Source organism: Vibrio kasasachensis, from assembly GCF_050337565.1.
In the GTDB taxonomy this organism is placed as follows: Bacteria; Pseudomonadota; Gammaproteobacteria; order Enterobacterales; family Vibrionaceae; genus Vibrio; species Vibrio kasasachensis.
The window spans coordinates 182,172-208,249 of the sequence record NZ_JAKJTB010000013.1 but is presented as its reverse complement, the minus strand read 5'-3'; the positions used below and the strand labels follow the sequence as shown (position 1 = coordinate 208,249).

The 26,078-nt window shown below is 43.3% G+C and carries 22 protein-coding genes; 9 read left to right on the top strand and 13 right to left on the bottom strand.

The genetic code is table 11. The features are described 5' to 3' along the window. The first annotated feature begins 348 nt into the window (after nucleotides 1-348). From L4C38_RS11695 to L4C38_RS11670, 6 genes are all read left to right on the top strand, one after another. A complete protein-coding gene (locus L4C38_RS11695; RefSeq protein WP_428797739.1) occupies nucleotides 349-1,155 on the top strand; it encodes a helix-turn-helix domain-containing protein in 807 nt (268 codons plus the stop codon). A 191-nt stretch (nucleotides 1,156-1,346) separates the two neighbouring features. Beyond that, a complete protein-coding gene (gene putA, locus L4C38_RS11690; RefSeq protein ID WP_428797738.1) occupies nucleotides 1,347-4,469 on the top strand; it encodes a bifunctional proline dehydrogenase/L-glutamate gamma-semialdehyde dehydrogenase PutA in 3,123 nt (1,040 codons plus the stop codon). A 16-nt stretch (nucleotides 4,470-4,485) separates the two neighbouring features. Continuing rightward, complete coding sequence (locus tag L4C38_RS11685; protein WP_428797737.1) at nucleotides 4,486-5,181, top strand: 1-pyrroline-5-carboxylate dehydrogenase; 696 nt, start codon at nucleotides 4,486-4,488, stop codon at nucleotides 5,179-5,181. 109 nt (nucleotides 5,182-5,290) lie between these two features. Beyond that, on the top strand, nucleotides 5,291-6,781 hold the full coding sequence (gene putP / locus L4C38_RS11680; RefSeq protein WP_428797736.1) for a sodium/proline symporter PutP: 1,491 nt from the start codon (nucleotides 5,291-5,293) through the stop codon (nucleotides 6,779-6,781). Between the two features lie 170 nt (nucleotides 6,782-6,951). Beyond that, entirely contained in the window at nucleotides 6,952-7,179 is a 228-nt protein-coding gene (locus L4C38_RS11675; RefSeq protein WP_428797735.1) for a hypothetical protein, read from the top strand. Nucleotides 7,180-7,275: 96 nt separating this feature from the next. Next, nucleotides 7,276-7,743, top strand: coding sequence for an Lrp/AsnC family transcriptional regulator (locus tag L4C38_RS11670; RefSeq protein WP_428797734.1), 468 nt, complete (start codon nucleotides 7,276-7,278; stop codon nucleotides 7,741-7,743). 207 nt (nucleotides 7,744-7,950) lie between these two features. Here the strand turns inward: L4C38_RS11670 and L4C38_RS11665 are convergent, their stop codons facing one another. Both L4C38_RS11665 and L4C38_RS11660 read right to left on the bottom strand, forming a co-directional pair. Beyond that, nucleotides 7,951-8,655: a DUF445 domain-containing protein gene (locus L4C38_RS11665; protein ID WP_428797733.1), complete on the bottom strand. Its 705-nt coding sequence runs from the start codon at nucleotides 8,653-8,655 to the stop codon at nucleotides 7,951-7,953. 98 nt (nucleotides 8,656-8,753) lie between these two features. Then, the gene (locus L4C38_RS11660) at nucleotides 8,754-10,595 is read right to left on the bottom strand and encodes an ABC transporter ATP-binding protein (RefSeq protein ID WP_428797732.1); all 1,842 of its coding nucleotides are present in this window, start codon (nucleotides 10,593-10,595) and stop codon (nucleotides 8,754-8,756) included. Nucleotides 10,596-10,895: 300 nt separating this feature from the next. On the opposite strand from L4C38_RS11660, the gene L4C38_RS11655 reads away from it, so the two are divergent. After that, nucleotides 10,896-11,879 carry an arginine deiminase-related protein gene (locus tag L4C38_RS11655; RefSeq protein ID WP_428797731.1) on the top strand — a complete coding sequence of 328 codons (984 nt, stop codon included), beginning with the start codon at nucleotides 10,896-10,898 and terminating at the stop codon, nucleotides 11,877-11,879. Between the two features lie 54 nt (nucleotides 11,880-11,933). Here the strand turns inward: L4C38_RS11655 and L4C38_RS11650 are convergent, their stop codons facing one another. Beyond that, entirely contained in the window at nucleotides 11,934-12,851 is a 918-nt protein-coding gene (locus tag L4C38_RS11650; RefSeq protein WP_428797730.1) for a polyprenyl-phosphate transporter, read from the bottom strand. Between the two features lie 137 nt (nucleotides 12,852-12,988). Next, the gene (locus L4C38_RS11645) at nucleotides 12,989-13,729 is read right to left on the bottom strand and encodes a PilZ domain-containing protein (RefSeq protein ID WP_428797729.1); all 741 of its coding nucleotides are present in this window, start codon (nucleotides 13,727-13,729) and stop codon (nucleotides 12,989-12,991) included. 289 nt (nucleotides 13,730-14,018) lie between these two features. On the opposite strand from L4C38_RS11645, the gene L4C38_RS11640 reads away from it, so the two are divergent. Further along, entirely contained in the window at nucleotides 14,019-14,309 is a 291-nt protein-coding gene (locus L4C38_RS11640) for a GNAT family N-acetyltransferase (RefSeq protein WP_428797728.1), read from the top strand. Nucleotides 14,310-14,467: 158 nt separating this feature from the next. Here L4C38_RS11640 and L4C38_RS11635 read toward each other — a convergent pair whose 3' ends face one another. Beyond that, the gene (locus L4C38_RS11635; RefSeq protein ID WP_428797727.1) at nucleotides 14,468-14,959 is read right to left on the bottom strand and encodes a GNAT family N-acetyltransferase; all 492 of its coding nucleotides are present in this window, start codon (nucleotides 14,957-14,959) and stop codon (nucleotides 14,468-14,470) included. Between the two features lie 141 nt (nucleotides 14,960-15,100). Between L4C38_RS11635 and L4C38_RS11630 the strand changes: the two genes are divergently transcribed. Beyond that, entirely contained in the window at nucleotides 15,101-16,279 is a 1,179-nt protein-coding gene (locus tag L4C38_RS11630; protein WP_428797726.1) for an MFS transporter, read from the top strand. A 66-nt stretch (nucleotides 16,280-16,345) separates the two neighbouring features. On the opposite strand, the gene L4C38_RS11625 is transcribed toward L4C38_RS11630, so the two are convergent. From L4C38_RS11625 to L4C38_RS11590, 8 genes are all read right to left on the bottom strand, one after another. Then, nucleotides 16,346-17,185 carry an energy-coupling factor transporter transmembrane component T family protein gene (locus tag L4C38_RS11625; protein WP_428797725.1) on the bottom strand — a complete coding sequence of 280 codons (840 nt, stop codon included), beginning with the start codon at nucleotides 17,183-17,185 and terminating at the stop codon, nucleotides 16,346-16,348. Next, complete coding sequence (locus L4C38_RS11620; RefSeq protein ID WP_428797724.1) at nucleotides 17,182-18,873, bottom strand: ABC transporter ATP-binding protein; 1,692 nt, start codon at nucleotides 18,871-18,873, stop codon at nucleotides 17,182-17,184. The genes L4C38_RS11625 and L4C38_RS11620 overlap by 4 nt, the downstream gene beginning before the upstream one ends. 6 nt (nucleotides 18,874-18,879) lie before the next feature. Then, entirely contained in the window at nucleotides 18,880-19,428 is a 549-nt protein-coding gene (locus L4C38_RS11615) for an ECF-type riboflavin transporter substrate-binding protein (RefSeq protein WP_428797723.1), read from the bottom strand. Nucleotides 19,429-19,766: 338 nt separating this feature from the next. Beyond that, entirely contained in the window at nucleotides 19,767-20,897 is a 1,131-nt protein-coding gene (locus L4C38_RS11610; protein WP_428797722.1) for an HlyD family secretion protein, read from the bottom strand. 1 nt (nucleotide 20,898) lies between these two features. Further along, on the bottom strand, nucleotides 20,899-21,285 hold the full coding sequence (locus L4C38_RS11605) for a DUF3302 domain-containing protein (RefSeq protein WP_428797721.1): 387 nt from the start codon (nucleotides 21,283-21,285) through the stop codon (nucleotides 20,899-20,901). Nucleotides 21,286-21,352: 67 nt separating this feature from the next. Next, the gene (locus L4C38_RS11600) at nucleotides 21,353-22,933 is read right to left on the bottom strand and encodes a diguanylate cyclase (RefSeq protein ID WP_428797720.1); all 1,581 of its coding nucleotides are present in this window, start codon (nucleotides 22,931-22,933) and stop codon (nucleotides 21,353-21,355) included. Continuing rightward, on the bottom strand, nucleotides 22,933-24,432 hold the full coding sequence (locus tag L4C38_RS11595; RefSeq protein ID WP_428797719.1) for a tetratricopeptide repeat protein: 1,500 nt from the start codon (nucleotides 24,430-24,432) through the stop codon (nucleotides 22,933-22,935). Before L4C38_RS11595 ends, L4C38_RS11600 begins: the two co-directional genes overlap by 1 nt. Nucleotides 24,433-24,560: 128 nt before the next feature. After that, a complete protein-coding gene (locus L4C38_RS11590; protein WP_428797718.1) occupies nucleotides 24,561-26,024 on the bottom strand; it encodes a transposase in 1,464 nt (487 codons plus the stop codon). Nucleotides 26,025-26,078: the final 54 nt, after the last annotated feature.

The window sequence follows — 26,078 nt, the reverse complement described above, 5'->3', positions numbered from 1 at the left end:
ACTGTTATACATCAAGTGTCTTGCATATTCTTTGGGCACTTAGAACGGTTAGATTAACATAAGTTTATAAAAATAAACCTAAAGTGCTACCCATTATTTTGTGCAGTTCACGGAAATAATCAAGAAAATATTGCATTTGCACAATGTGTCTATGTGTTAGAAGTGACATTGACCGTAATTTATGTGCACTTGATCATTCTTCCGAGGTGAAAGTTCACTCAACTTTGTGAATTTGTAACAGAAATTTATTAACTACAATTACTAGAACGGCGAAGGGATAAATTATCGAGAAAAATCCGTAATTATTATACCATCGACTTCTACAACTAGCCTTAGTAGTGCCTACCCATGAGTGAACAACACAGAACACATGCATCGTTGAATCTTATTTTACCTAAACCTGCTGAGTTGGTGACTTTACCTTCTTCTATGAATTGCCATGATCATGATTACACGCAAATCGTGATTGGCTTAAAAGGACGTGCTGAGTTTGACGTTAATGGCTATGGGAATTTTGTAGGTCCGGGTCAAGGTTGTGTCGTTACCAGTGGATCTGCCCACGCTTTTGGTGGTGTGGTAGAAAAATCGGATATATTGGTGCTGAACCTGCCGATTCCGAGCCAAGTAGAGCCTTTAATGCTACAAAAGTTCAATGAGCTAAATAAGTCAGAAGTGTACTTTCAATTAGATGTCCAGATCCAACGATTGATTCATCTGTTGGTGGCTGAAATGCAAGCGAGCCCGGATGATCTTTTGTTGAGTCGAGCGTGTAATGATACGGTTGTGGCGCTGCTTCAGCGACATACATCAACCTTACAAGTGAGTCGCAAAGAATCTCGCTTTGATCTTGACGCGATTGATCGTTATATCGAACAACATCTCACTAGAAAAATTACGGTTGCGCAATTAGCTGGCAGTGTGTTCTTAGGTGAAAGTCAGTTCCACAGCTTATTCAAAGACCAACTAGGGATAACTCCTCATCAATACGTGTTGACTAAGCGTATTGATATGGCGAAGCATTTAATTGAGCAACGCAATCTGACTCTAGGGCAGATTGCTGAGTTGAGCGGTTTTTCTGGGCAAAGCACTTTTGCTCACGCTTTTTCCCGTCTTCAAGGCATCTCACCATCACATTATAAGAAACGAATTGGTTAACGTATAAAGTCAATTTGATGGATTATTTTGCGTTATTGGATGTGATCGTGTTTTTATTTTGTTAAATAACGAAGTTTTAAGCAAATTATTCGGAGTTTTTGACAAGTATTCGTAACGGCCTCACAATACACTGCTCGCCATTGCAGTAAATCTGCTTAACCGATAAGCAGGTGTGAGATTGAGGAATACGTATGTTTAAAGCAACAGATGTGTTGACCGCTGAATTTATCGAGCAACCTCTTGATGATTTATGGTCGTTGATCTCGCCACTTTATATGGTGGACGAGTCACAATGGTTGGAGCAGCTTTTACCTCTAGCGGTACCGACTGATCAGGAAAGAGTACAAACCGAACTCAAAACAACGCAACTTATCGAAGCCATTCGCGCTGATAAGAAATCAATTCAGATGATTGATGCATTGCTTCTCGAATACAGCCTCGATACCCAAGAAGGTATCTTGTTGATGTGTTTGGCTGAGGCTTTGATGCGCATTCCTGATTCGGATACAGCTGACGCGTTAATTCGAGACAAGCTAAGTGTCGCTGATTGGAAATCACACCTAAAAAATTCAGATTCCGTATTTGTGAATGCCTCTACCTGGGGGTTAATGCTAACAGGCAAGGTCGTAGGATTAGCTGATAGGCAAGACCCAAGCCCAGGCCAAGCGGTAAACCGCCTAGTGAATAAGCTATCTGAGCCCGTGATCCGACAGGCAATGAACCAAGCCATGAAAATCATGGGGCACCAGTTTGTACTTGGTCGCAGCATACAAGAAGCACAGAAAAACGGGCGCGCTATGCGTGATAAGGGTTTTACTTACTCTTATGACATGCTTGGCGAAGCAGCGTTGACTGCTGGAGACGCCAACAAATACTTTAAAGATTACTTAATGGCGATTGAATCGGTCGGTCGAGATGCCGTTGCACCCGATGCCAGTCCTGCGCCTTCAGTTTCAGTCAAATTATCTGCGCTTCATCCACGCTACGAAGTGGCGAGTGAAGCACGAGTAATGACCGAATTGCATGATACATTGCTTGAGTTATTGGTGCGCGCCAAAGAGCTGAATGTGGCGATCACTATAGACGCTGAAGAAGCTGACCGTCTGGAACTGTCATTAAAGCTATTCGCTAAACTCTATCGAAATGATGCGGTGAAAGGCTGGGGGCGATTTGGTCTAGTGATTCAAGCGTACTCAAAGCGTGCTCTACCGGTTTTAGTTTGGTTAAATCGCTTAGCTAAACTGCAAGGGGATATAATCCCTTTGCGATTGGTAAAGGGTGCCTATTGGGATAGTGAAATTAAGTGGTCGCAACAAGCAGGCTACAGTGATTACCCTGTTTATACTCGTAAAGAATCCACCGATGTTGCTTATTTAGCTTGTGCCCGTTTCCTGTTAAGTGACGGAGTAAGAGGAAACATCTACCCTCAGTTTGCTAGCCATAATGCTCAGACAGTCACTTCAATCGCTCAAATGGCGACGCATCGTGAATACGAATTTCAGCGTTTGTACGGTATGGGAGAGTCTCTTTATAATCATGTGATGGCCACGTATCAACAGCCGGTCAGGATATATGCGCCAGTCGGTAGTCATAAAGATTTATTGCCATATTTGGTTCGCAGGCTATTGGAAAATGGCGCCAACAGTTCTTTTGTTCACCGTTTAGTTGATGCGCGCTGCCCAGTTGAAAGCCTGACGACCCATCCAGTTGATGCTTTGCTAGCCTTTGATAGTTTTAACAATCGTGCAATTCCACTTCCTTCACATATTTTCCCTGAACGAAAAAATGCTATTGGCGTTAATGTCGATATCGAAAGCGAAAAAGCCGTTTTAGAAGCTCAAGTTTCTCATTGGATGGCACATCATTGGACAGCCGGTCCTGTCATTAATGGGCAGGTTATTTCCGAAAGCATGATCAAGGAAAATGAAGATAAAATTCTAGTCACTGCACCTTATGACCGTCGCGTAGAAGTCGGAAGTGTGGTCTTCGCTAACCTTGATCATGTTTCCCAAGCGATCGAAACCGCAGATCAAGCATTTGCAGCCTGGAACCTATTGGACTTTGCACAACGTGCCGCACCTTTGGATAAGCTGGCAGATTTACTGGAAGCTAATTTGGCTGAATTGGTGGCGCTTTGCCACAAAGAAGCGGGAAAAACTATTCATGATGCCATTGATGAAGTGCGTGAGGCGGTTGATTTTTGTCGTTTCTATGCAAAGCAGGAAGATGCTTTAGCACCGATAACGGTACAAGGTTTTGATGGTCAACAACGAACAATACACCGTGATGGTAGGGGAGTGTTTGTTTGTATTAGCCCATGGAATTTCCCTCTAGCTATTTTCCTCGGACAGATTACAGCAGCTTTGGTTGCGGGTAATACTGTGGTGGCTAAACCCGCTGAACAAACAAGTTTAATTGCAGTTCGAGCGGTAGAGTTGATGTTAGAAGCTGGTTTTCCTAATGGAGTGATTCAACTGCTCACAGGACGAGGGGCTCAAATTGGTGCTGCACTGACCACACACTCTGCAATTGCTGGAGTGGCGTTTACCGGGTCGACTCAAACAGCACAACGAATTAACCAGTCGCTGGCCGATCGTGATGCTAATCCGGTTCCGTTTATCGCGGAGACTGGCGGGCAAAATGCCATGATCGTTGATAGCACAGCTCTGCCTGAGCAGGTGGTGCGTGATGTGGTTCGGTCAGCATTTGCTTCGGCAGGTCAACGATGCAGTGCGCTTCGCGTGCTGTATGTCCAAGAAGATATCGCTGATCGAATTATCACTCTGATCCACGGGGCAATGGAGCAACTGTCGATAGGTTTACCGTACCTCCACTCTACCGACGTTGGTCCGGTGATCGATAGGCAAGCCAAACAAAAGCTGCTCAAACACATTGATTTAATGGCAGAACAATTCAAGACAGTGAGTCAACTGACATTAGATTCCGACTGTGAATATGGGGATTTTGTAGCGCCATGCGCTTTTGAAATTGACGATATTCGCTCATTGGGTGAGGAGCAGTTTGGTCCTATTTTACACATTGTTCGCTATAAAGCGCGTGAGCTTGCTGATGTGATTGCGAACATAAATCAGACTGGTTATGGCTTAACCTTAGGTATTCATAGCCGTAATGAAACCACTTATCGTTGGATCGAGAAGCATGTTCGAGTAGGCAACAGCTATATCAATCGCGATCAAGTTGGGGCGGTTGTAGGTGTGCAGCCATTTGGTGGTCAAGGCTTATCTGGTACTGGTCCGAAAGCGGGTGGTCCACATTACTTGTTCCGCTTTACCCAAGCTGTCGCAAGCAACTAAGAGTAAGGAGATAAAAATGGTTCATCATGTTGTGAGTTTTACCAATGCCTTCTCTGCTTGGGAGAACTGGAATCTAACTGATTTTGATTCAAAGAGGGATGCGATTCTGTCATTGAAAAATGTGATTGCGTTAACTCAGCCTCAGTATGCTTCGGTGATTGATTTTCACTTAGAACAGGCATCTAAGTTGTTGTCATTTACCCATGAATTGGTCGGTCCTACAGGCGAGAGTAACGAGCTCTATACCGCAGGACGAGGCGTATGCCTGATCGTAGTGGAAGAAGTCAGTGAGACCGCAAATTTAGCCACTCTAGCACAGTGTACAGCCGCACTTATTGCTGGCAACAGCGTTGTCTTTTGTAGTGACGATGCAGATTTTACACAAGAATTAGAGATAGCTTATCAACAGTCATCTCTACCCGTGAATCTCCTACATTTTGCATCGCTTGATGCCGTTAATCAGGTACTTGAATCTGATGTACGAGTGTTGGGATTTGTAGGTTCACAAACCGGGGAACGAAATTTGAACCGACAGTTAGCTTCCCGCCAAGGCGCGATCGTTAGCTTAGTGTCGGAAACAGATTTAGCTACATTGAACGTGGCTCATGATCCCCACCTTGCGCTTAGGTTTATTTCTGAGCGCACCAGAACAATAAATATAACAGCCGTGGGTGGTAACGCGACGTTATTGGGTGCGTCTGACCCTCATTAATTTGAGGCAATAATGGGCACTTAAGTCAGTTTGCTCACAAATCTATTTACTGGAGTGCCACGGAGGACACTTTGGTCAATGGAATTTCTAAAAATAAGAGGAAAATCAAATGGGAAATAGCTTTGCTATTACAACCACGTTTATTGCTTACTTACTACTTATGTTAGCGATTGGCGTGATTGCATATCAACGAACGAAGAACTCGACCGATTACTTTCTAGGTGGTCGTTCTCTCGGTCCTTGGCCGGCCGCGTTGTCTGCCGGGGCATCGGATATGAGTGGTTGGTTACTATTAGGCCTGCCAGGTTATGCATATGCTGCTGGTATCGAAGCGTTTTGGCTTGCTGGTGGTTTGTTAATTGGTACTTGGGCGAACTGGTTAATTAATGCTAAGCGTTTACGTACTTATAGTATTACTACTGACTCTTTGACGATTCCTGAGTTCTTTTCGCGTCGTTTTAACGACAAATCGAAAATGATCCAGACCATTTCTGCTTTCTTCATTCTTCTGTTCTTCCTTTTCTATACCAGTTCTGGTTTGGTAGCAGGCGGTAAATTATTTGAGACTGTGTTTGGCTTGGATTACACCATCGCGGTCATTATCGGTACAGTTTGTGTTGTGTCGTATACGATGTTTGGTGGCTTCTTAGCGGTATCTTGGACGGACTTGGTTCAAGGTTTACTGATGGCTGCGGCATTGATGATTGTGCCAGTTGCGGCATTGCAGGGTGACTTTAGTGCTCTTTCTGCAAATCTTGAAGCAATCAATCCACAGCTTTTGACGCTCTGGAATGATTCTAAGGGTGAACCGCTTAGCGCTGTAGCGATCATTTCGTTGGTTGCTTGGGGTTTAGGCTACTTTGGTCAGCCTCATATCTTGGCTCGTTTCAAAGCGACTCGTAGCAACAAAGATTTGACCACAGCTCGTCGCATTGCCGTTATCTGGACAGGTTTGTCGATGATTGGTGCGCTGCTGGTGGGTCTAGTTGGTCTTATTTATGTGACCAATACAGGTAATGTATCGCTGGCTGATGGTGAAAAAATCTTCATGGTGCTGGTCAATGCGATGTTCCACCCAGTCATTGCTGGTGTGCTATTAGCTGCGATCCTTGCTGCTATTATGAGTACAGCTGATTCGCAACTGCTTGTTTCTTCTTCAGCTCTTGCGGAAGACTTTTATAAGCAAGTATTTAAGCAAGATGCTAGCTCAGAAGAGATTGTGATGGTCGGTCGTATTGCGGTTATTGGTATCTCTATTGTTGCTCTGGTTTTAGCATTAACACCGGATAGCACAGTACTTGGATTGGTTTCTTACGCTTGGGCAGGATTTGGCGCGGCATTTGGTCCTGCTATGGTGTTGAGCCTCTACTGGTCTCGTATGAACCGCAATGGCGCGTTAGCTGGTATTATTATTGGTGGTGTCACCATCGTAGTTTGGAAGCAGCTGACAGGCGGTTTGTTTGACATGTACGAGATTGTTCCGGGAATTATCTTCTCTACACTCGCGATTGTGGGCGTAAGCTTGGCGACTGGTGAGCCAGACCAAACTGTTAAAGCTCAACACGAAACATTCAAAAAACAGCTAATAGAATTGGAATAGTTCTCACGTTTTATTTGCGAAGCAACTCAGCCCTGCGTAGCAGGGCTTTGTTGTTTTTCCACCTTTCAATCTTTCCTGCATCACATTTTTTTGATTAAAACTTCATTGTTTGGAACGAAATGCCTATAAATGGGTCAACTCCATTGACGATCTACCACGGGAGAATGGAAATGCCTCATATTTACTGCGATTGCTGCCATAAGGTAACTGCACACAAAGTCGTACTGAAACGTTGTGATAATTCAAATATTTCACTATTGCGTTCGCTGGCTTGTTTTTTTGTCACCGTTCTTAAAGGCGATCATTATGTAAAAATGGAGAAGCAATATTTTTGCCGTGGTTGTAACCGTCAAGGTGAACCGGCACCGGCAGCGATGGTAAATATTAAGACGGCTTAACACTTTCTTACCGAACGTTATTTCTCTAATTCGGTTTACTGTGATTAAATTGTTCCCGTAATGTTGCATTATTGGAATTAATTAAAGCGGTGTATCATGGAATTAGATCGAATCGATCGCGAAATATTACGTATTCTTCATGCTCACGGACGTTTGCCGATCGTCGAGCTAGCCAAACGCGTCAACTTAACCACCTCTCCTTGTTCAGATCGCGTCAAGCGATTGGAAAAAGAGAGCTACATTAAAGGTTATCATGCGGAGCTCAACTCCGAGAAGTTAGGCTTTGATGTACAAGTCTTTATCCATATTCGTCTTGATCAAACCTGTTTCTCAATATTTGAAAAATTTGCTAAGGCAGTAGACGAATTACCTGAGGTGGAGGAGTGCTATTCTCTTTCTGGTGATTTCGACACTATGATTAAAGTTCGTGTAAAAAGCATGAAGGAATACCAGTCTTTTATGTCGAAAAAACTTGGCGGGTTACCTGGTGTTATTCAATCTCGCAGCGAGGTTGTGATTGAAGAGCATAAAACCAGTAATGGTGTTAGTGCGGACTTAATTTAGAGTATCCCCGTCATACTTGAAGTTGCAGCGTTGTTGGCTGTGTTCGTGCGCCCCAATCACATAGTTCACCTATGCTCAGGGGACTTTCTTACTTGCCGCCTACCTGCACCTTCAAGTTTCTTGGATATAAGTGGAATTGAGGCGAACTAAAATAGGTTCGCCTTTTTATTACGGTTACTTTATTACGGTTACTTTATGCGTAAGGAATTAGGCGATAAAAGACGAGATAATGCCAATTAAACCACCAAATACGCCTCCCCACACTACAAGCCAGCCAAGATGCTCTTTGATCATTTTCTGTACCATCTCTTTAACGATTTGAGGGGTCAGTTCATTCAAACGTTGATCGATGATGTTTTCGATGTTGGTTTTGATTTCATCCATCATTGCAGGTGCTTCAAATTGTTCCTTTAAAGCATCTTTCACCGCATCGCTTTGGCTGATCTCAATTACAGATAGCTGCATTTTTTCAACGAATGGTTGCTTTAGCGGCTGTAGAGCTTCGGTGCCGCCGAACATCGCTAGCATTCCGCCAAAAGATGAATTAGCAATCACTTCTACTAATGAGTCGAATGTTGGGTTGAAATCTACTTGTTCAATCACAGGTTCTAGGTTTAAACTTTTGCCGCTTGTCATTTCTTGATTCAAGAATTTATCGATGTTGCTGTCGTTGAAAAATTGTTCCATCATCAGGGTCTTTATGGCTACCTTAAATTCTTCAAAGCGAGCTGGGATAACACCAGAGCCATATAGACCAGGAATCTTTTCAAACAACATGTGCACCGCCAACCAGTTGGTAATGGCGCCTGAGAAAGCAAAAACACCCGCATAGAAAGCCAGTTGATTAGCATAGACGTGACCGCCTGCGAGCAATGCAAGTGCAATAATATTGGTAAGTAAGCTTTTGTTCATTTATGAAAAACAGGTAGTTCAAAGATGTGGGGAGTATAACCAAGAGTTCATCTAGCAAAAAGCCCTCTGTGCGAGGGCTTATGCATATCATGCGTTTTTTATTCGTCTTGCTCAGCTCCGAGGAACCCACCTGTTTGATGTGCCCACAGTTGAGCGTATATTCCCTCATTTCTGAGAAGTTCGTGATGCGTACCTTGTTCAACGATTTTACCTTCGTCGAGTACGATCAAACGGTCCATCGCGGCAATGGTAGAAAGTCGGTGCGCGATGGCAATAACGGTTTTCCCTTGCATTAACTCGTACAGGCTTTCTTGAATAGCCGCTTCTACTTCTGAATCTAGAGCCGAAGTAGCTTCATCTAATACCAGTAACGGTGCATCTTTCAATAGCACTCGAGATATCGCGATTCGCTGGCGTTGACCACCGGAGAGTTTTACGCCGCGCTCGCCTACTTGAGCATCATAGCCAGTATTACCAAATGGGTCGCTAAGTTCCTCAATGAACTCGTGAGCATGCGCCTGTGTCGTCGCCTGCAATAACTCTTCCTCGGTGGCGTGCGGCTTTCCGTAAAGGATATTTTCTCTAATTGAACGATGAAGCAGCGAGGTATCTTGAGTTACCATGCCAATATTACTGCGCAGAGATTCTTGAGTGACGTCAGAAATAACCTGTCCGTCGATCTTGATTCTCCCTTGCTCGACATCATGAAAACGCAGCAGTAGGTTAACCAGTGTCGATTTGCCTGCACCCGATCGCCCAACTAACCCCACTTTCTCGCCAGGTTTGATGTGTAAGTTAAGGTTGCTAATTACGCCTTTGTCTTTATTGCCATAGTGGAAACTAACGTCATCAAACTCAATGCCGCCGTGATTAACTGCCAGTGGTGCCGCGTCCGGATTGTCTTGAATATCGATAGGTTTGGAGAGTGTTTTCATGCCGTCGACAACGGTACCCATGTTTTCAAACAGTGCGCCAACTTCCCACATTATCCACATCGACATACCGTTGAGACGCAATGCAAGGCTGATAGCAATGGCAATTGCTCCCACAGTAATGGCGTTATCCATCCACAAATAAATCGAAAGTGCACTGATAGAGAAAACCAGTAGGTAGTTGGTGATTTCAACGGCAACGTCGAACCCAGTCACTAAACGCATTTGACGATATACCGTTTGCAGAAAACCTTGCATACCTTCTTCTGCGTATTCCGTTTCCCGTTGGCTGTGTGAGAACAGCTTAACGGTTGAAATGTTGGTATAGCTATCTACGATTCGTCCTGTCATTAGCGAGCGCGTATCGGCTTGCTCGGTGGCAACTTGCTTCAACTGAGGCACAAAGTAGATTTGAATGGCGATATACGCAGCAAGCCAAACGAGCATAGGGATCATTAGACGCCAATCTGCTTGTGCTAGTAAAACGATCATACTGGTGAAATAGACGGAGACATAAACAAAAACATCCATGCTTTTCATCACGGTTTCACGCACTGCGAGAGAGGTTTGCATTACTTTGGTTGCTATACGACCTGCAAAGTCATCTTGATAGAAATTGACACTTTGTTTTAGTAAGTACCGATGTGCTTGCCAACGAATAGACATCGGATAGTTGCCTAGCAGAGTTTGGTGAACGAGCAAGGAATAACACACAACTAGAATAGGCATTACGATAAGTAACAGTACCCCATAAAAAATTAGATCTGCTTGATTGTCTTGCCAAAAGGTTTCGGGGTTACTTGTCGAGAGCCAGTCAACGAGGTTACCCATAGCGCCAAATAGTGTGACTTCTACCATAGCAACAATGGTTGCCATGATAGACATAATAATAAGAGGGATCTCGAAACCACGCGTGTAATAACGACAAAAGGCAAATATCCCTTGAGGTGGTTGTTTCGGCTCGTGTTCAGGGAAGGGTTTGGTAAAACCTTCAAATCTTTTAAACATACATCGTCCTAAAGCGCAGAAGTGAGGTTGAGCAAAGATGCAATATAGCTACGCATGGTATTGAATATCGCTATGTTAGCTTGTTAATCACAAAATTGTAACTCTCACCGAGCCTACCCAAAGGGGAATAAGACGCAAAATACAATTTAGGGTACGAATGACAATAAAATTAACGGATTTATCTCGTAATTGCCGTTCAGATCCCTTTTCTTGCGCTTAATTTACTTAAAAGTCAGTAAAATTTTTGTTAGTTTTGCATTTACAATCATCTAATAATAAAAGCAAATGGAGTTTGTATAGATGTTACAAAAGCAAACCCTAGTAGATTTATCTGATTCTTCCCCTACAAAACACAATGCGAACTGCGTGGTGATGGTGCCACCAAAAGAGTTTGGTTTTAATCCAGAAACAGCAAAGGACAACGAGTTTCAACAAGGTTCAACGTTAGCCATCGATGAATTGCGTGCTCAAGTGATGCAAGAGTTCGAATCGATGGTATCGCAACTTCGTAGTGCAGGTATTCAAGTTATCGTGCTTGACTATGCTGTAGGCGATCAAGTCACGCCTGATGCGGTATTTCCGAATAATTGGTTTAGCACAACCAGTAAAGGGGAGTTATTTACCTTCCCAATGGCTTGTGAAAATAGAAGAAGCGAAGTTAGGCTTCATGAGTTGCGAGAGGCGTTGGAGATGTCAGGTCGACATGTCGATGCTGAGCATTCTTTTGAACACTACCTCGAGCAGGATGCGTATCTTGAAAGCACTGGTGTTATGATTTTTGATCATATCAACCGGACTATCTACGCAGCTTTATCACAACGGTGTGATCGAGATGTTCTTGAACAGTTTGCAGAGCAATCTGGCTATTCAAGAGTTGTCTCTTTTCAAACCTTATTACCGTCGGGTAAACCGATTTATCACACCAATGTCATGCTTGCGATTGGTGAGCGTTTTTGTGTGATATGTGATGAGATAATACCTCAATATGAGCGTACTTTCGTCGTTCGATCTCTGGCAAAAGATAAGCAAATCATCTCTATTTCACTCGAGCAGATGAATGCGATGTGTGGCAATGTTCTTCAATTAGAGTCGATTAATGGTGAGAAAGTGATTGCGATGTCTCAAACGGCATTCAATGCATTTACGCCCACTCAACGAAATCAGCTTGCCAGTCATGGTCGGTTGCTTTCTTTCGATGTTTCTACTATCGAGTCGGTTGGTGGCGGAAGTGTGCGATGTATGTTGGGTGAAGTATTTTTACCCGCTCGCTCGCGGTTCTTGTAATCAAAAAAGGTCAGCAACGCTGACCTTTTTTAGATATAAATCATGATCGACACTTTAGTTTGAGTGCTGTGCGTACTTTTCTAAACCGAGCACCAAAGCAATCGCTAACAGCATCATTCCAATCGCGATGCCCAATTGAGAGGGCTGGTTAAAGATGTGTTCGAATTCAAAAGGAGAGAGGTTATGCTGAATTAGAGGGACCTGTTCACCTTTTGAATTTATTCGCCAAGTTAACGTCTCTTTCCATGGCCAAATCTTAGGTAAGGTGCCTATCATCAATCCGGTTAAGAATATCAAGGTCGCATCGCGAAAACGCGTTAATAGCCAAGATAATACGTGCGAGAAACTGAGTAATCCTAATACACATCCGGTAAGAAACAGCGCCAAAATACTGATGTCGAATGACTTAACTGCGCCGAGTACTGGCGTATACATGCCAATCAATAATAGAATAAAACTTCCTGATATACCCGGTAAGATCATCGCGCAAATGGCAATCGCTCCTGCAATAACCGTATTGATACCGGTAGGTTCCATTTGCAATGGTTTTAAGATGGTAATGCTGTAGGCAAAGGCTATACCAAGCAACAAAAATACCCAGCGACTCATGGTTTTTTGTTCCACTTGCTTAAGAATATGGAATACCGAGACTAGAATTAGACCAAAGAAGAATGACCAAATAGGTATTGGATGATTGACGAGTAGCCATGAAATCATTTTGGCAAGGGTCGCGATACTGGTAAAAATACCGCCAAACAGAGAAATGAGGAACCAACCGTTAATGTGGTTAAACGCAGCTTCAAATCCTTCGCGTTTCCAAACACCCAGTAAGCTAGGGTTTATACGGCGTATGCTCTCGAGTAGTGTGTCATAAATACCAGTAATAAAGGCGATAGTACCGCCAGAGACTCCGGGTACAACATCTGCGGCACCCATTGCGATGCCTTTGAAAAAAGTGCTTAAGTAATTCATTCTATTTGATAACTATATTTTGATGAGGTGAGTATACCCATATTGATGTCAAAAAAGTATGAAAACAGAGAGGTAAACCGCTTCGTCAACGAGATGGTAATGGTACGAATCGTTGTCGGTTTGGTTATTGCTAAGGATTATTGCAAAGAAAGCTTGCTGCCATCAAATTTTAAGCTGGCTAACAATGACTTAGCTACTTTCTTACCTGGGCTGTCAAACACCACACCATAGCGACGTTTCTGCGACGCTTGCTTTACATTGCAAATTGTTCCGGTTAGTGGCTCAAATTCTTTTTGCTTATTGGATGATGATTTGATGTGTATCTCTATTTCTTCACCTGAATTAAAAGGTCTAGTTAAAGAGGGCGTGACATATAAACAGCCACTTTTTGATAGATCTTTTATTTCACAGTCAATACGGTGGTTGGTACTGTGCACCTTTGCCGCAAGATTAACTTCATAGCGAGGTTCATTACGCAGTGGTGTTGCTTGCATCGTTTGAGGAATAGACATCGCCATCATCGCAATTGGTGTGCGAATGATATGAAGGATTTGGCTGCGGAATGTCAGAATTGCCCCTTCACCACGAGGTGAAATAGCTCGCAGTGTTGCCCAGAATCCTTCTTGAAAAAAGGCGAGCAGTTTATCTTCCGATATCTTTGGCAGCTCTATTAAAATCATATGATTTGAGTGAGCCCCGATTAAGTTACTTTTAGCTCGGAAACTAGTACCTACGGGCGTTACGATACCAACGTTTAGCTCTCGCCCGTGATCGAGCATGACAAGACCATCAACGCTAGTGATCGTTGATGATGCTCGAGAGTCTATATTGTATTGCTGAGCAGATGCGTCAGTGGTTGTCCCTGCCTGGGTCTTCATTTCGCCACCATTATCCCGATTAGTATTATTTGTTGTTCTATACCCAAGTGACTTTAAGATGCAGACTACATTATCGATTCTTAATTTAGATCGACTATATTTTCAAATCGACGCCTTGCCTGTAAACCTAACAACTCTCGCTGAACTAAGCAGGGTATATATGTCTCACTAGAATGTTGTCTAAATAGCCAAAGGGAATATGAGTTCAATTCTATTTAGGCTTTGCGCTGAGTTCAAACTACAATCTCTCTATATATTTGAGTTAGTTATCAATTTATAAGTGAATATTATGTATACAGTTACATTTGATCAAGTGAAGCGAGAATTTCGTGTGACACTTGCGCGAGAATTGTTCGCAGTTGTTGAATTTGAACGCCAAGGTAATGTATTTGTTATTACTTCGACAAAAGTTCCGGAGTCTTTGCAAGGTATGGGGTATGGCAAAGTGATGATGGAGCGAGTACTGCCAGAAATTGAGAAAATGGACGGGAGAGTACTCGCTAAATGCAGTTATGTTGTCGCTTACCTTGAGAAAAACCCTCAATGGCAACATCTTAGGGTTTATACCCGTCATACTTGAAGTTGCAGCGGTGTTGGCTGTGTTCGTGCGCCCCAATCACATAGTTCACCTATGCTCAGGGGACTTTCTTACTTGCCGCCTACCTGCATCTTCAAGTTTCTTGGGTATAGATCTAGGATGTGGGTTACAGGTGCGGTGTGGACTAATTGTGCTAAGTTTTAACGTCGAATACGCGCCATATAATAAGTACTAATGTACTCACCATTTCTGAACACCGAGCATTCCGCTTCGCCCTCAATGATGAAGCCAAATTTTTTGTAGCATGCGATGGCTGCTTGGTTGTCGGTGTTTACTTCAAGTTGAATTCGTTTGATTTGAAGCCAATTATCAGCAAGGTCAAGCACAGTTTCTATCAATTTGGTGGCGATGCCTAATCCATGATAGTTGTCGTGAACACCCAGCCCGAAAGTTCCACAGTGCAGTAGGCGTGGTCTTTGTAAGTGCTCGAAGCCAATGTTACCGACTACTTTTCCATCCACTTCGGCGACAAAGCTATAGATGTGATCTGGTATGGTTTCTAAACGACTTTTCCACATTGCTTCGCTAGGGTGTGGCAATTGGAGTGTTTCTCTGTGCGCTTTTGGTTGCGCGTAAAGCTCCGCTAGCTCTTTAGCATCGGCTAATTGAGTTGGGCGAACGACAATTTCCATATATATCTCCAATACTTAGCTTCTATGGCTTTGGTATATCACGCCAGTTTGAAAATTAAAAGCATTGTATAAAGAGTAAATATGTTTGAGTTCATATCCATCACTGCGTAATGTGAAGATGCTTTTTATAAGGAATCTTTGATGAACCACTTTTCTTCGTGGAAAACTCCACATAACTTCTTACTCGTCATTTCAATTATTGTTCCGATCGCATTTTCTAGCTGGATGGCATTACTGAATAATTTTGTTATCGAACAGGCAAATTTTGATGGTGCCGATATAGGTCTATTGCAAAGTGTCAGAGAAATTCCGGGTTTTCTTGCGTTCACGGTTATTTTTGTTTTGTTATTTATCCGTGAACAAAAATTCATGTTGCTGTCACTTGCGATGTTAACGATAGGCACAGCACTAACGGGTTTCTTTCCCTCTGTGATGGGGTTACTGCTAACGACATTGCTGATGTCGACCGGTTTTCACTATTTTGAAACTCTGAAGCAGTCGTTAGCTTTGCAATGGTTGACCAAAGAAGAAGCACCAGAGGCGCTGGGGAAGTTTATTTCAGTTGGCGCTCTGGCTTCATTGCTGACGTACGGTGCACTATGGGTATGCTTAGTAGTATTCCAACTTCAATTTAAATGGATTTATCTCGTGTTTGGAAGCGTCGGTTTTGCACTTTTGGTGTGGATATCATTCGCGTTCCCTCAATTTGAGGCAAATGTTACCCAGAACAAGAAACTGGTTTTGCGTAAGCGGTATTGGCTTTATTACGCCTTGACCTTTATGAGTGGTGCTCGTCGTCAAATATTTACCGTGTTTGCGGGATTCCTGATGGTAGAACGCTTTGGGTACTCAGCGGCTGATATCACTTTACTGTTCTTAGTTAATTACGGCTTTAATTTCTTGTTTGCCAAAAAAATAGGTCGTTTTATCGGGAAAGTGGGTGAACGAAAAGCACTGGCGTTTGAATATATAGGCTTGATTGGTGTGTTTGTTGGCTATGCGTTTGTCAACACAGCTGAATGGGCTGCCGCGTTATACGTTGTCGACCACTTGTTCTTTGCATTGGCGTTGGCCATTAAAACTTACTTGCAGAAGATTGCCGATCCAGCAGACATGGCTGCTACTGCGGGCGTTTCATTTACCATTAATCATATTGCTGCCGTTGTTATTCCGGTAACTTTTGGTCTTATATGGTTGGTGTCGCCATCGGCAGTATTCATTATTGGTGCTGTAATGGCCTGTGTTTCCTTGCTGCTATCACTGAATATTCCAGCACAACCAGCAGAAGGCAACGAAGTTAGACTTCTAAAATGGAGCTAGCGGACGATTATTTTGCATAGCAAAAGAGGCTCAATAGAGCCTCTTTTTTTAGGTCTGTAACTTAAACTAGAATGGATACCAAAACAGCTGAGTTTCCATATAGCGCTTGGCTAATGCTGCAATTACAGCAAGTGTAATCAATACTAATGCGCTTTTGTCGACCGTTGTAAGTGGCTTCATGCTGTACCAAGTACGACCGTTATGGCGACCAAAACCACGTAAAACCATTGCGTTTGAGATTTCATCCGCGCGGTCTAAGCTAGAGAAAATCAAAGGGCCAAGGATCTTCGCCACATTCTGAATGCGAGTAAACAGTGGAGCACTTTTTGATAGGTCGAGACCACGAGCCTGCTGTGCATGCATGATGTTAATGAAATCTTTCTTCACTTCAGGTAAGTAACGCAAAGTTAAACTTACGGCGTAAGCAATTTTATAAGGAACCCCAATACGGTTAAGACTTGCCGCAAACTCCGTCGGATGTGTGGTAAACACAAATACCAACGCAATAGGGAACATACTGAAGTATTTCAATGTTACCGTCGTCAAATAAAACAGCGTTTCTTGCGTAATCGAGTAATGACCCGGTAAAGTCAGCAATACGCTTGTGCTACCCAGATACTCAGAACCTTGTTGCGGAGCCAGCAGAAACATAAACAGTGCATTCATCATCAAAACACTTACGGTACCAATTAGTAGCGGCTTATAGACTGAAACCGGCACCTTCGTCATTTTTAATAGCAGTAGTCCCACGATGATCAGGACACTTATCATACGAAGATCAAAAGTGGTTAAAACCACGGTCACCCATGCCATAAATAGAACAAATTTAGTAATACCATTTAGCTTATGCAAAGGTGATTGTGTATCAACGTAACTGATACCAAATTTCATTTTTGAACTATTCACGCGGCAGGTTTCTCTATAGCAATGAAAGCGAGCATAAACTGATTTATATCCTTGATGCCTAATTTATCGGCTAAGTCGTATAAGCTTGTTGTGGTCAAATTAGCTCGCTCTAAGAGTTCAGGTTCACTGAACACTTGTGTCATTGGTTTATCTGCGATGAGCTTGCTATCAGCAATTACGATTGAGCGAGTGGTGTATTCCAATACAAGATGCATGTCATGTGAGATGATCACGACAGTGATGCCGAGATCGTGGTTGAGCTTTTTAACAAATGCCAGCATTGATGTGTAATTACGATAGTCTTGACCTGCGGTGGGCTCATCAAGAATCAATAATTTTGGTTCAAGAACCAATATTGAGGCGATGGTAACGCGCTTCTTCTGACCGTAGCTAAGTGCTTCAATCGGCCAATGACGGTATTTACTTAACCCACACAATTCTAGAACGTGTTCTACCTTAGCGGTGATTTCAGCTTCGCTGAGTCCTTTATTTCTCAGACCAAAAGCAATTTCATCAAAAATCATATGATGCGAAATCATGTGGTTTGGGTTTTGCATCACCACACCAATCTTTTGGCTACGTTCAAAAATGCTGAGCGAGGCAATATCTTGACCGTCGAAGGTAATGTTGCCAGCGTCAGGTTCAATAACACCCATGACCAGTTTAGTGATGGTTGATTTACCTGATCCATTCTTACCAAGAATAGAAACAAACTCTCCAGGCATTACATCAAACGAGACCGAATCAAGTGCATTTCGTTCGCCATCATAAGAATAGGTAAGGTTGTTTACACGGAGCAATGGCGCTGCAACAACGTTATTCTCTTGCTCAATCGGAGCGATTTGCCATTGCTCAAAAGCTTTGCTGTATTGTGCTACGGGTAAGTTAGCCAGTGATGATGTATTTGTGAGCGGAACTGCGCAGTTAGCCGCTTTTAGCGCTGACAAATACAATGGTTCACGAATGCCGTGTTTAGCCAGTAATGGAGAGACCAGTAGTTGATCAGGGGTCATATCTGCAACGATCTCCCCTTGCTCCATTAAAATCACGCGATCAACAGAGCGATGCAGAACATCTTCTAAGCGGTGCTCAATAATGATGATAGTTTTATTGGTGCGACGGTGCAGGTCATCAATGATCTCAATGGTTTTTCGACCGGTTTTTGGATCGAGTGCTGCCAAAGGTTCGTCAAACAGAAGAATATCGACATCATCCACTAGAATACCGGCTAAGGATACTCGTTGCTTTTGTCCGCCAGAAAGATCATGTGGTGAGCGGTGCAGCATATCTTCAAGCTCAACCATCTTGGCTGTCGCTTGAACCAACGGGTACATGTCGAGGTTTGACACAAGCTGGTTTTCGAGAGCAAAAGCGATATCTTCGCCAATACTTAAGCCTACAAACTGGCTGTCTGTATCTTGCAACACAGTGCCTACTTGTTCTGTGTAAGCATGTAGGTCGAGATCGGCTGATAGAGTACCACCAATGCTTAAAGAACCAGTGATTTCGCCTTCGATCGAGTGTGGAATTAAGCCATTCAAACACTGACCAAGGGTAGATTTACCACTACCACTTGGCCCAATAATGACGATTTTCTCTCCTTTCTCTATCCTTAGATTGATATTTTTTAGTGTCGGTTTATCCAGTGACTGATACCTAAAAGAGAAGTTAGAAAATTCGATTGTCATTACCAGTTAAGCCTCAGTTAGGTTGCGGCTCATTGCATTACGTTTTGCTACATTTTTTAGAATGAAGAAACCGACAATAGCGATAAGTACCGTATTACCTGCTGCAATAATGGTTAACTGAGTAAATACTTTGGTAAACGGTTCGGCGTATAAAATGGTATCAAGAAAAGCGGAGCAACCGTAGCCAAGCACATTGCCAATGAAAGCAAGAATGACAAACAAGCCAAAATCCTTGTTGGTGAGAATGCCCTTTTTGAGATTATCTTTGGTCATTGATGTGTAAAAACCAATGGTCAAGCCGACGATACCAGAGCCCAAAACCCAGGTAAGCCAAACGCCCCAACCAGCAAAGAGGTCGGTCACCCAATGGCCGATAAAACCAACCAAAAATCCAACTAGCGGACCAAAAAGAACGGAGAAAAGTGCCAGTACTGCCATCGCAGGTTTGAGTGTTGTGTTAGCAAATACAGGGATACCAAACATAGGTAACCCACCGATGCCGTAAAGTGCGGCGCCGATAGCAATAACAACAACGGTTTTAGCTGAAAGATTCATAGATAACCAGTGTCCTAAGTAAGAAAAAGCGTGTGACAAGCTTAGTTCAGAATGCGTTTTGAGATGTACATCTCATTTATTCGCGGGATTATACATAAACGCAGGGGTAATGGAAAGCTAACTGTCTAGACGTCTACAATGTCACCAGCAGTTTTGAGGTGGCATTTTATATCGAGGAAAAAGGAATATGCAACATGAGCTAAACGCCGTGCAGTCAAAATGCGATGTATTATGCTGTTTGATCTATGGATTGGAAAAGCAAAACTGGTTGTTTTAATCCAAGTCCCACTCACTGTGATTCAGGAGTTACAGTGAGTGGGATGGGTAGAGCAGGAAGGTTAATGATCAAGGTAGAGGTAATTTTGCCAGCTCTTCATACGAATGAGCACTTTGCGCATGATTGATACATGACTAAAGCTGTCTGAGTAGACCGCAACTTCTACAGCTGTTCCCATAGGTAATTGGTACTCTTCAAGATCATCATTCACTTTTAATTTAACCAATACTCGACCGTTGGTTCGCAAAGCATCGGTGCCAACAAGCGAACCTCTTGCTTGGAATTGGCTTTCCCCGATAGCTGGAATGACATCGATTACTTCACCTTGGAATACTTTGCCTGGTAGGGCACGAAAGATAAACTCAGCGTCAAAGCCACTTTTTAAACGTTGTAATGAATTTTGTCTAAACGCCGCGGTATAGACAAGTTCCTCAGTATGGACAAAGGACATGACAGGGGCTAGAGGTAATGGTACGGCCATTACCCCAGGGCGTAGTGCTAACTGGGTGGCGAAGCCATCCGTTGGCGCATACACGGTTGTTTGTTCTAAATTAAACTCGGCTTTACGTAGATCCGCGAGTAAACGAGCGACTGTTGTATTTTCGCCACCTATTTCAGAATCTAAAGCAATCTGCGCTTGCTCGATATTGGTGTTAGCAACATCTACTGTGGCTTGTGCTGCCTTGAATGCTTGACGGCGAGTATCGAGTTGTTGTTCTGTGAATGCACCTTTGTCAAAGCCACGTTGATAACGATTGAATTCACGCTTCGCTTTATCACGTTCGGCAGTGGCCTTTGCTAACCCAGCTTCCGTTTCTTGCAATTGAGCTTCAAGCCCCAAAGCGCCTTGGCTGGCTTCTTTAACTTGCGCTTTCAGTTTGTCAACGTCGGCTTGGTAAGGCACAGGATCTATCTTAAATAGTATATCGCCTTGCTTGAGCGGTTGATTCGGTTCAACAGGTACTTCGACCACTCGACCTCTTACGCCTGAGACAATTGGAGTTGTAGAAAAGACTTGATTACCAATTTGAGTGTAAGGGTGGTTGTAGTTCATCAATAAAATGAGGGTACCTATCAATACAATTCCGCCCAGTACCGCAGTTGGTACTGTCCATTTGTTTAATGGAATTTTGAAGACCTTAAATATAGCGATGCAAAGTGCGGCATAAGTGAGGATCAGTAGTAAGTCCATATTATTGATCCTCATCTCTATTTTGAGTAACTGAACCACTAGGGTTATCAGTTGCCTGCTGTTTTAACAAGTTAACGTCTTTCTGTAAAACGTCGATTTGATCGATGAGTTGCTCAAGCCGATGGTGGAGGTCGTGTTGCTCTTCTTCGAGTTTGTGAAAGCCCCAACCACGCTCTTTTCGCCACAATGTTGCCCATATCCAGAGGAAAGGCCAGAGTACATGCAAGGTAAAGAGGCTTACCCAACCAGCGTAATGAATGGCATCTTGGTGTGGATGTTCACGGCTTTTGGCTATTTCATAAGGAATATCATGGATGGCGATAACACCGTAGAAAAGAACGAGAGCGACAAAAACCAACAAACCCAAAGCAAAATAATCGAGAAACATAAAACTATCCTTGTGTTTTTTAACAAGAATAGCATTTCATACAAATACTTACCTGTTTATCACGGATTTATTCGCAACAAACTTGGTTACGACCATTGGCTTTGGCACGATACAATGCCTTATCAGCTCGATAGAAGGTGCGTTGAGTGTTTTCCCCTTCACGGTGTAGGGTGACACCAACACTGACAGTTAGCCCTCGCTCACCCAAAATTTCTTTCCAATCATACTGATAGATCTGGTGGCGGTAGTTTTCAGCATACATTTTGGCTTGTTTTAGTGTTGCACGCTCCAGGATAACCAGAAACTCCTCACCACCGAAACGAACGCATGAAGCGCCTCTAAAGCGAAAATATGCAGACAACTCGGTTGAAACACTAACAATTGCTTTATCGCCGACTAAGTGGCTGAGCTCATCATTGATCGACTTAAAATGATCGATATCGACGACAAGTAGCGCAAATGGCGTGTCATGCAACAGTAAATCTTTTAATTTTACATCGAGCCAGCGGCGGTTATGTAGCCCTGTCAATGGGTCGGTGAATACGTCTTGCTGAAGTTTGGCTACCGTGTGCTTTTGGTTTTCAGTGGTTTCTTTCAATTCGCGATTTTCAATTTCAGAAAGAATCAATTTGAGTTGTAATTCAAAGCGGGTCAAGCGACGTAGTTGACCAGAACCCAATTCGGAAATAGGGACTTTTTTCATCAGATCGCTTTCTATTCGGTAAGCACAGTGTTGGTACTCTAATGCTTTTTTATAGTCCAACTGTTTTTCACAAACTGAGGCTAGCGCATTTGACAGTTTGAGGTTCAATATTGGTGAACCTTCTTTTTGTATCCGAGAGTGAGCACTCTCTAATACCCAGTTAGCTAGATGAATTTTCTCTGCATCATTCAGGCAGCACCCTAGCTCCATACGAATCATGTTCGAAAGCCAATTAGAGTTTATGTTGCCTGCAGAGTATTTTACGTGTCCTAGGCAACGCATCGCCTCATCTAGCTTTCCGCATTGGCGAAGTAGCCTTGCTTGATATAGTAGGATCTGCCCTGAGAGTACCTTGTCACTAACAAGAATACTGAGTTCTTCACATTCAGTAATTAGCTCTTGCGCGCTTTTGAATCGCTTAAGATCGATCAAACAGGCGAGCTTATACAGTTTATAACGTAAGCGTAAAGAGCGACTACTGATCGCGTGATCAATGCTATCTATTTTTTGATAGTAGCGAAGGGCACGTGCATGATCGCCGTAGGCATCACATAAATTACCCATGCCGATAACGGCTTTGACGTAAGCATCAATGTGGCTAGTTTCTACAGCAATAGAAGAAGAGGCAATGTATTCAACTAAGGCTGCAGAAAAATCACCTTGATCGACGAGGCGATCGGCTAAATAGCCACGTATTTCGAGAATCAACTGCGCGTCATTGGGCAAGGCAAGCAGATCAAGCGCTTCGCGTAGTTCCTCTATACCATCTTTAAACTGCTTTAATGAGACACGGAACTCCGCGCTGATAATGAGCGACTGGGCTTTTTCTGGTGGGGTTGTTGCGACGTGTTGGCGGACGTAATTCCAAAAAACCAACGCTTCTTCCCCCATGACTGATGAGGCATCGAGACCTGCATCCGAGATCTTATTTAAAAATGCTTCCATTACAATTCTTCCTCTAGAGTCATATTCTTTAGCTCAACGTCAAACTGCTCTTGCTGTTCTAGTTGCTCTAGAGTAAATGGAAAGGTCAATATGTCATGTAGCTCAACATGCGGTAGATCTTTACTGACTCCGCGCCTTTGCCATGGGTAGATCTCGACCATTTTTGACAGTACATCATAAACTTTATTAGCTTGCTCGCCTTTTTCTGCAATTAATACCCCTATGCGTTCAGGGCTTAGACGAGATAGCATATCACTCTGATTGCAGAGGGTGTGAGCCAGTTCAATGCATATATCAAGACACTGGCTATTGTGATGATGAATCACAATAATGGCGTAGTTTGATTGCTTGAGTTGAGTTTTGAAGAGGACTAGTTGCTCCCACCAGTAGGTTTCAGAAACGACTTGGCTCATGTGCTTATTTGGATCGTATTCGTATTGACCGCGGATACGATTGATTAGCTTTAATGCTCGTTTTTCTAACAAACGTTTTGACGCGCGGGCTTTGTCATTTCCTTCACGAACCGTCTGTTCGCGTAGCATGTCGGTAGAATGTGAACGGTATTTTTTAAATGCATCGAGGGCGATTTTATAGTCGCCTATTTCTTCGGCAACTCGTGATTGTTGGTAATAGATTTGAGAAAGTAATTCGCCGTCATCAAAGCTATCTGCTGCGATCTTTGCTGCATGTAATAATTCAGTCGATCTCGCAGGGTCTTTACGCAGTAATTCGAGCCGAGCACGACTAACGAAGGAATGAGCTCTCATCCATATTAAATTATGCTGCTCAACTAACTTCTGTGCTTTTTTGATGGCTCGGCTTGCGTCTTCTATGCGTTCAAGCCCCATCAGTGCGAGTCCACGAAAATCCCATATTTCAGCATGCCAAGTGGAATCATTGTGGTACTGAAGTGCTTCCTCTGCGCCATCCAAAATGGATAGCATATCAATGTAATTGCCTAAGAGGTAATGATCCCAAGACAACAGAATTCTTGCTTTACCTTCAAGCCAATCGATACGCATATTGTTGGCAACTTTTACGGCTAGCCTATGGGTTTTTTTTGCTAGTGAATATTCCCCAAGAACTCGCCAAATGTTGCCTAAGCCAATAAGCGATTCAATTTGTATTTCAACTTGATCAACCAGCGCCGATTGCTCAAGCGACTTAATCCAATATTGCTGTGCAGAATAATATTTGGCTTGTCCCCAATAGTGGAGAGCATGGAGGTGAAGAATCTCAGGCAGGGCGTCATCATTATCGACTTGATTGATTAGGGAAAACGCTTCACGAACGGTTTTTAACCCTTTTCGATAATCCATTAACGACCAGTAACAACGGGATGCGATGATAAGGCTATCAATGGCACCTTCGGGAAAGAGTATCTGGTTGGCTTTTACCGCGCAAAGTTCCGCCGCTTCTAGCACCTGAGTAGGCTCAGCCTCTATCCGTAATCTAAGTTGTTCCAGTTCACTTGTGAGCCGTTGCTGGCTTTTGTCCAATGGTGTTGTCCTTGTACAGCTAAGATTGCCAATTCATGCTTTCGCATTATAAAAAAAGTACACTTTTATGTGCTATAAAAAGTGTCATTTCTGCGACAGTTTGATGGCGGACTTCACATTTATGGTCATTATGAAAGCAATTCACGCAATGCCATGGGATAAGATATCAATCCGAGTGATTGTGCCGCCGTCACTCCAGATCTATTTTGGTAGCACAAATTATGCCACGCTCTGAATATATCCAATACGGGAAGTAGTCCCGCAGGTCGGAGTTTGCGACGAGGCTCATTAATAAAATTTGCGAATAGGAGTTGAAATCTCGCTTGATAGAATGCTGTACTTTCAATAGAGGCGCTCTGTAACCATAGTTTAGGGTCTTTACGCTCACCAGCCAGATAACAAATGCCTTTCGCGTAGCCAGCGGCTTCTGCGATAGCCCACCGGTCTCGCCACCATCCCATATGAACAATATCGACTTTATGCAGTGGCAAATCGTTGCCCCATTGCCCATCTACATACATAAGGTCAACAGTTTTTGCCTTTATTCTTGGCAAAGTAACACTCAATGCGGCAGACCTTAGAACTGGGTCTTGAGGCAAGTAAATTGTTACGCGTTTATCATCGGCGCACAAACTCAGTACATGAAGGAAATGTGCATATGATGTATATGGAGGTCGTATCAATGCCCCTTTGGTAGGGTAGTTAAAGTGGGTTAAGTTTCCCATGGGATCTTCGACATTGCCGCGTGCTAATATTGATTGATATTGTTGATCAATACGTTCCCTTAGATCTGCGACTTTTTCGCCCTGAGGTATGCTCGCCTCTGCACTGTAGTCATATGGTACAAAACGAGCTGGGGAGGTAAATGGGTTGTGGTCCGATTCTCCGCTTGGTTCTTCATCTGCCGAATAATTGACATTTTGACAAAGAATATAGCCTGATTTCGCGTCTCCAGTCGCTAGCCAGAATACACCGTTGTTGCTTTTTGGCTGTAGTGGAACGAAGTGAGAGGCAAGTTCAAATTGGTCTGCGTGGTTGACCCAACGAGCATCAAACATTGCTAACTTTCGTCGGCAACGACTGGCAATATGCTCGATATTGTCGTAGAACGTTTTTGGATTGATATCGAGCTTACGGCAAATTTCCCGTACGGAGTAGCCTGTAAACAGCAGCGCGAGTAAGTTCTCTTGAAAAGAGAGTTTATTGTTTGAGCCTGACCATTTGTCGACAAAGGTTAGCTGGCAAGACTTGCAACGGTAGCGCTGACGATCACCACTATAACCAAAAGCGTGATACAGATGCTTATGAGTATGGACTGATAAGCCAAGGTTTTCGCATTCTTCATTACGGCAAGCGGGTAAGCCCGTGCAATGATAGTTTCTTAAACGTTGAAGTTCATTGAGAACTTCTTGGTTGTTAAGTAAGGGGGGGAAAGCGCCACACTCGCGACAAACCATAGCAGGTCGTTTAGGGTTCGCATGTTGCACAACGTAACGCTGCGCTTCACTCATTCCAAAGTTGTCACACGCCAATGTTTTACAAAAGTTGAGCTGTAACCCGTTCGCTTCCTTTGGCAAATCGCCAGACGCCACAATCGCCCCCTCAGGGTAATAAGATTTGCCAGTGTATTACTGGCAAATAAAGTA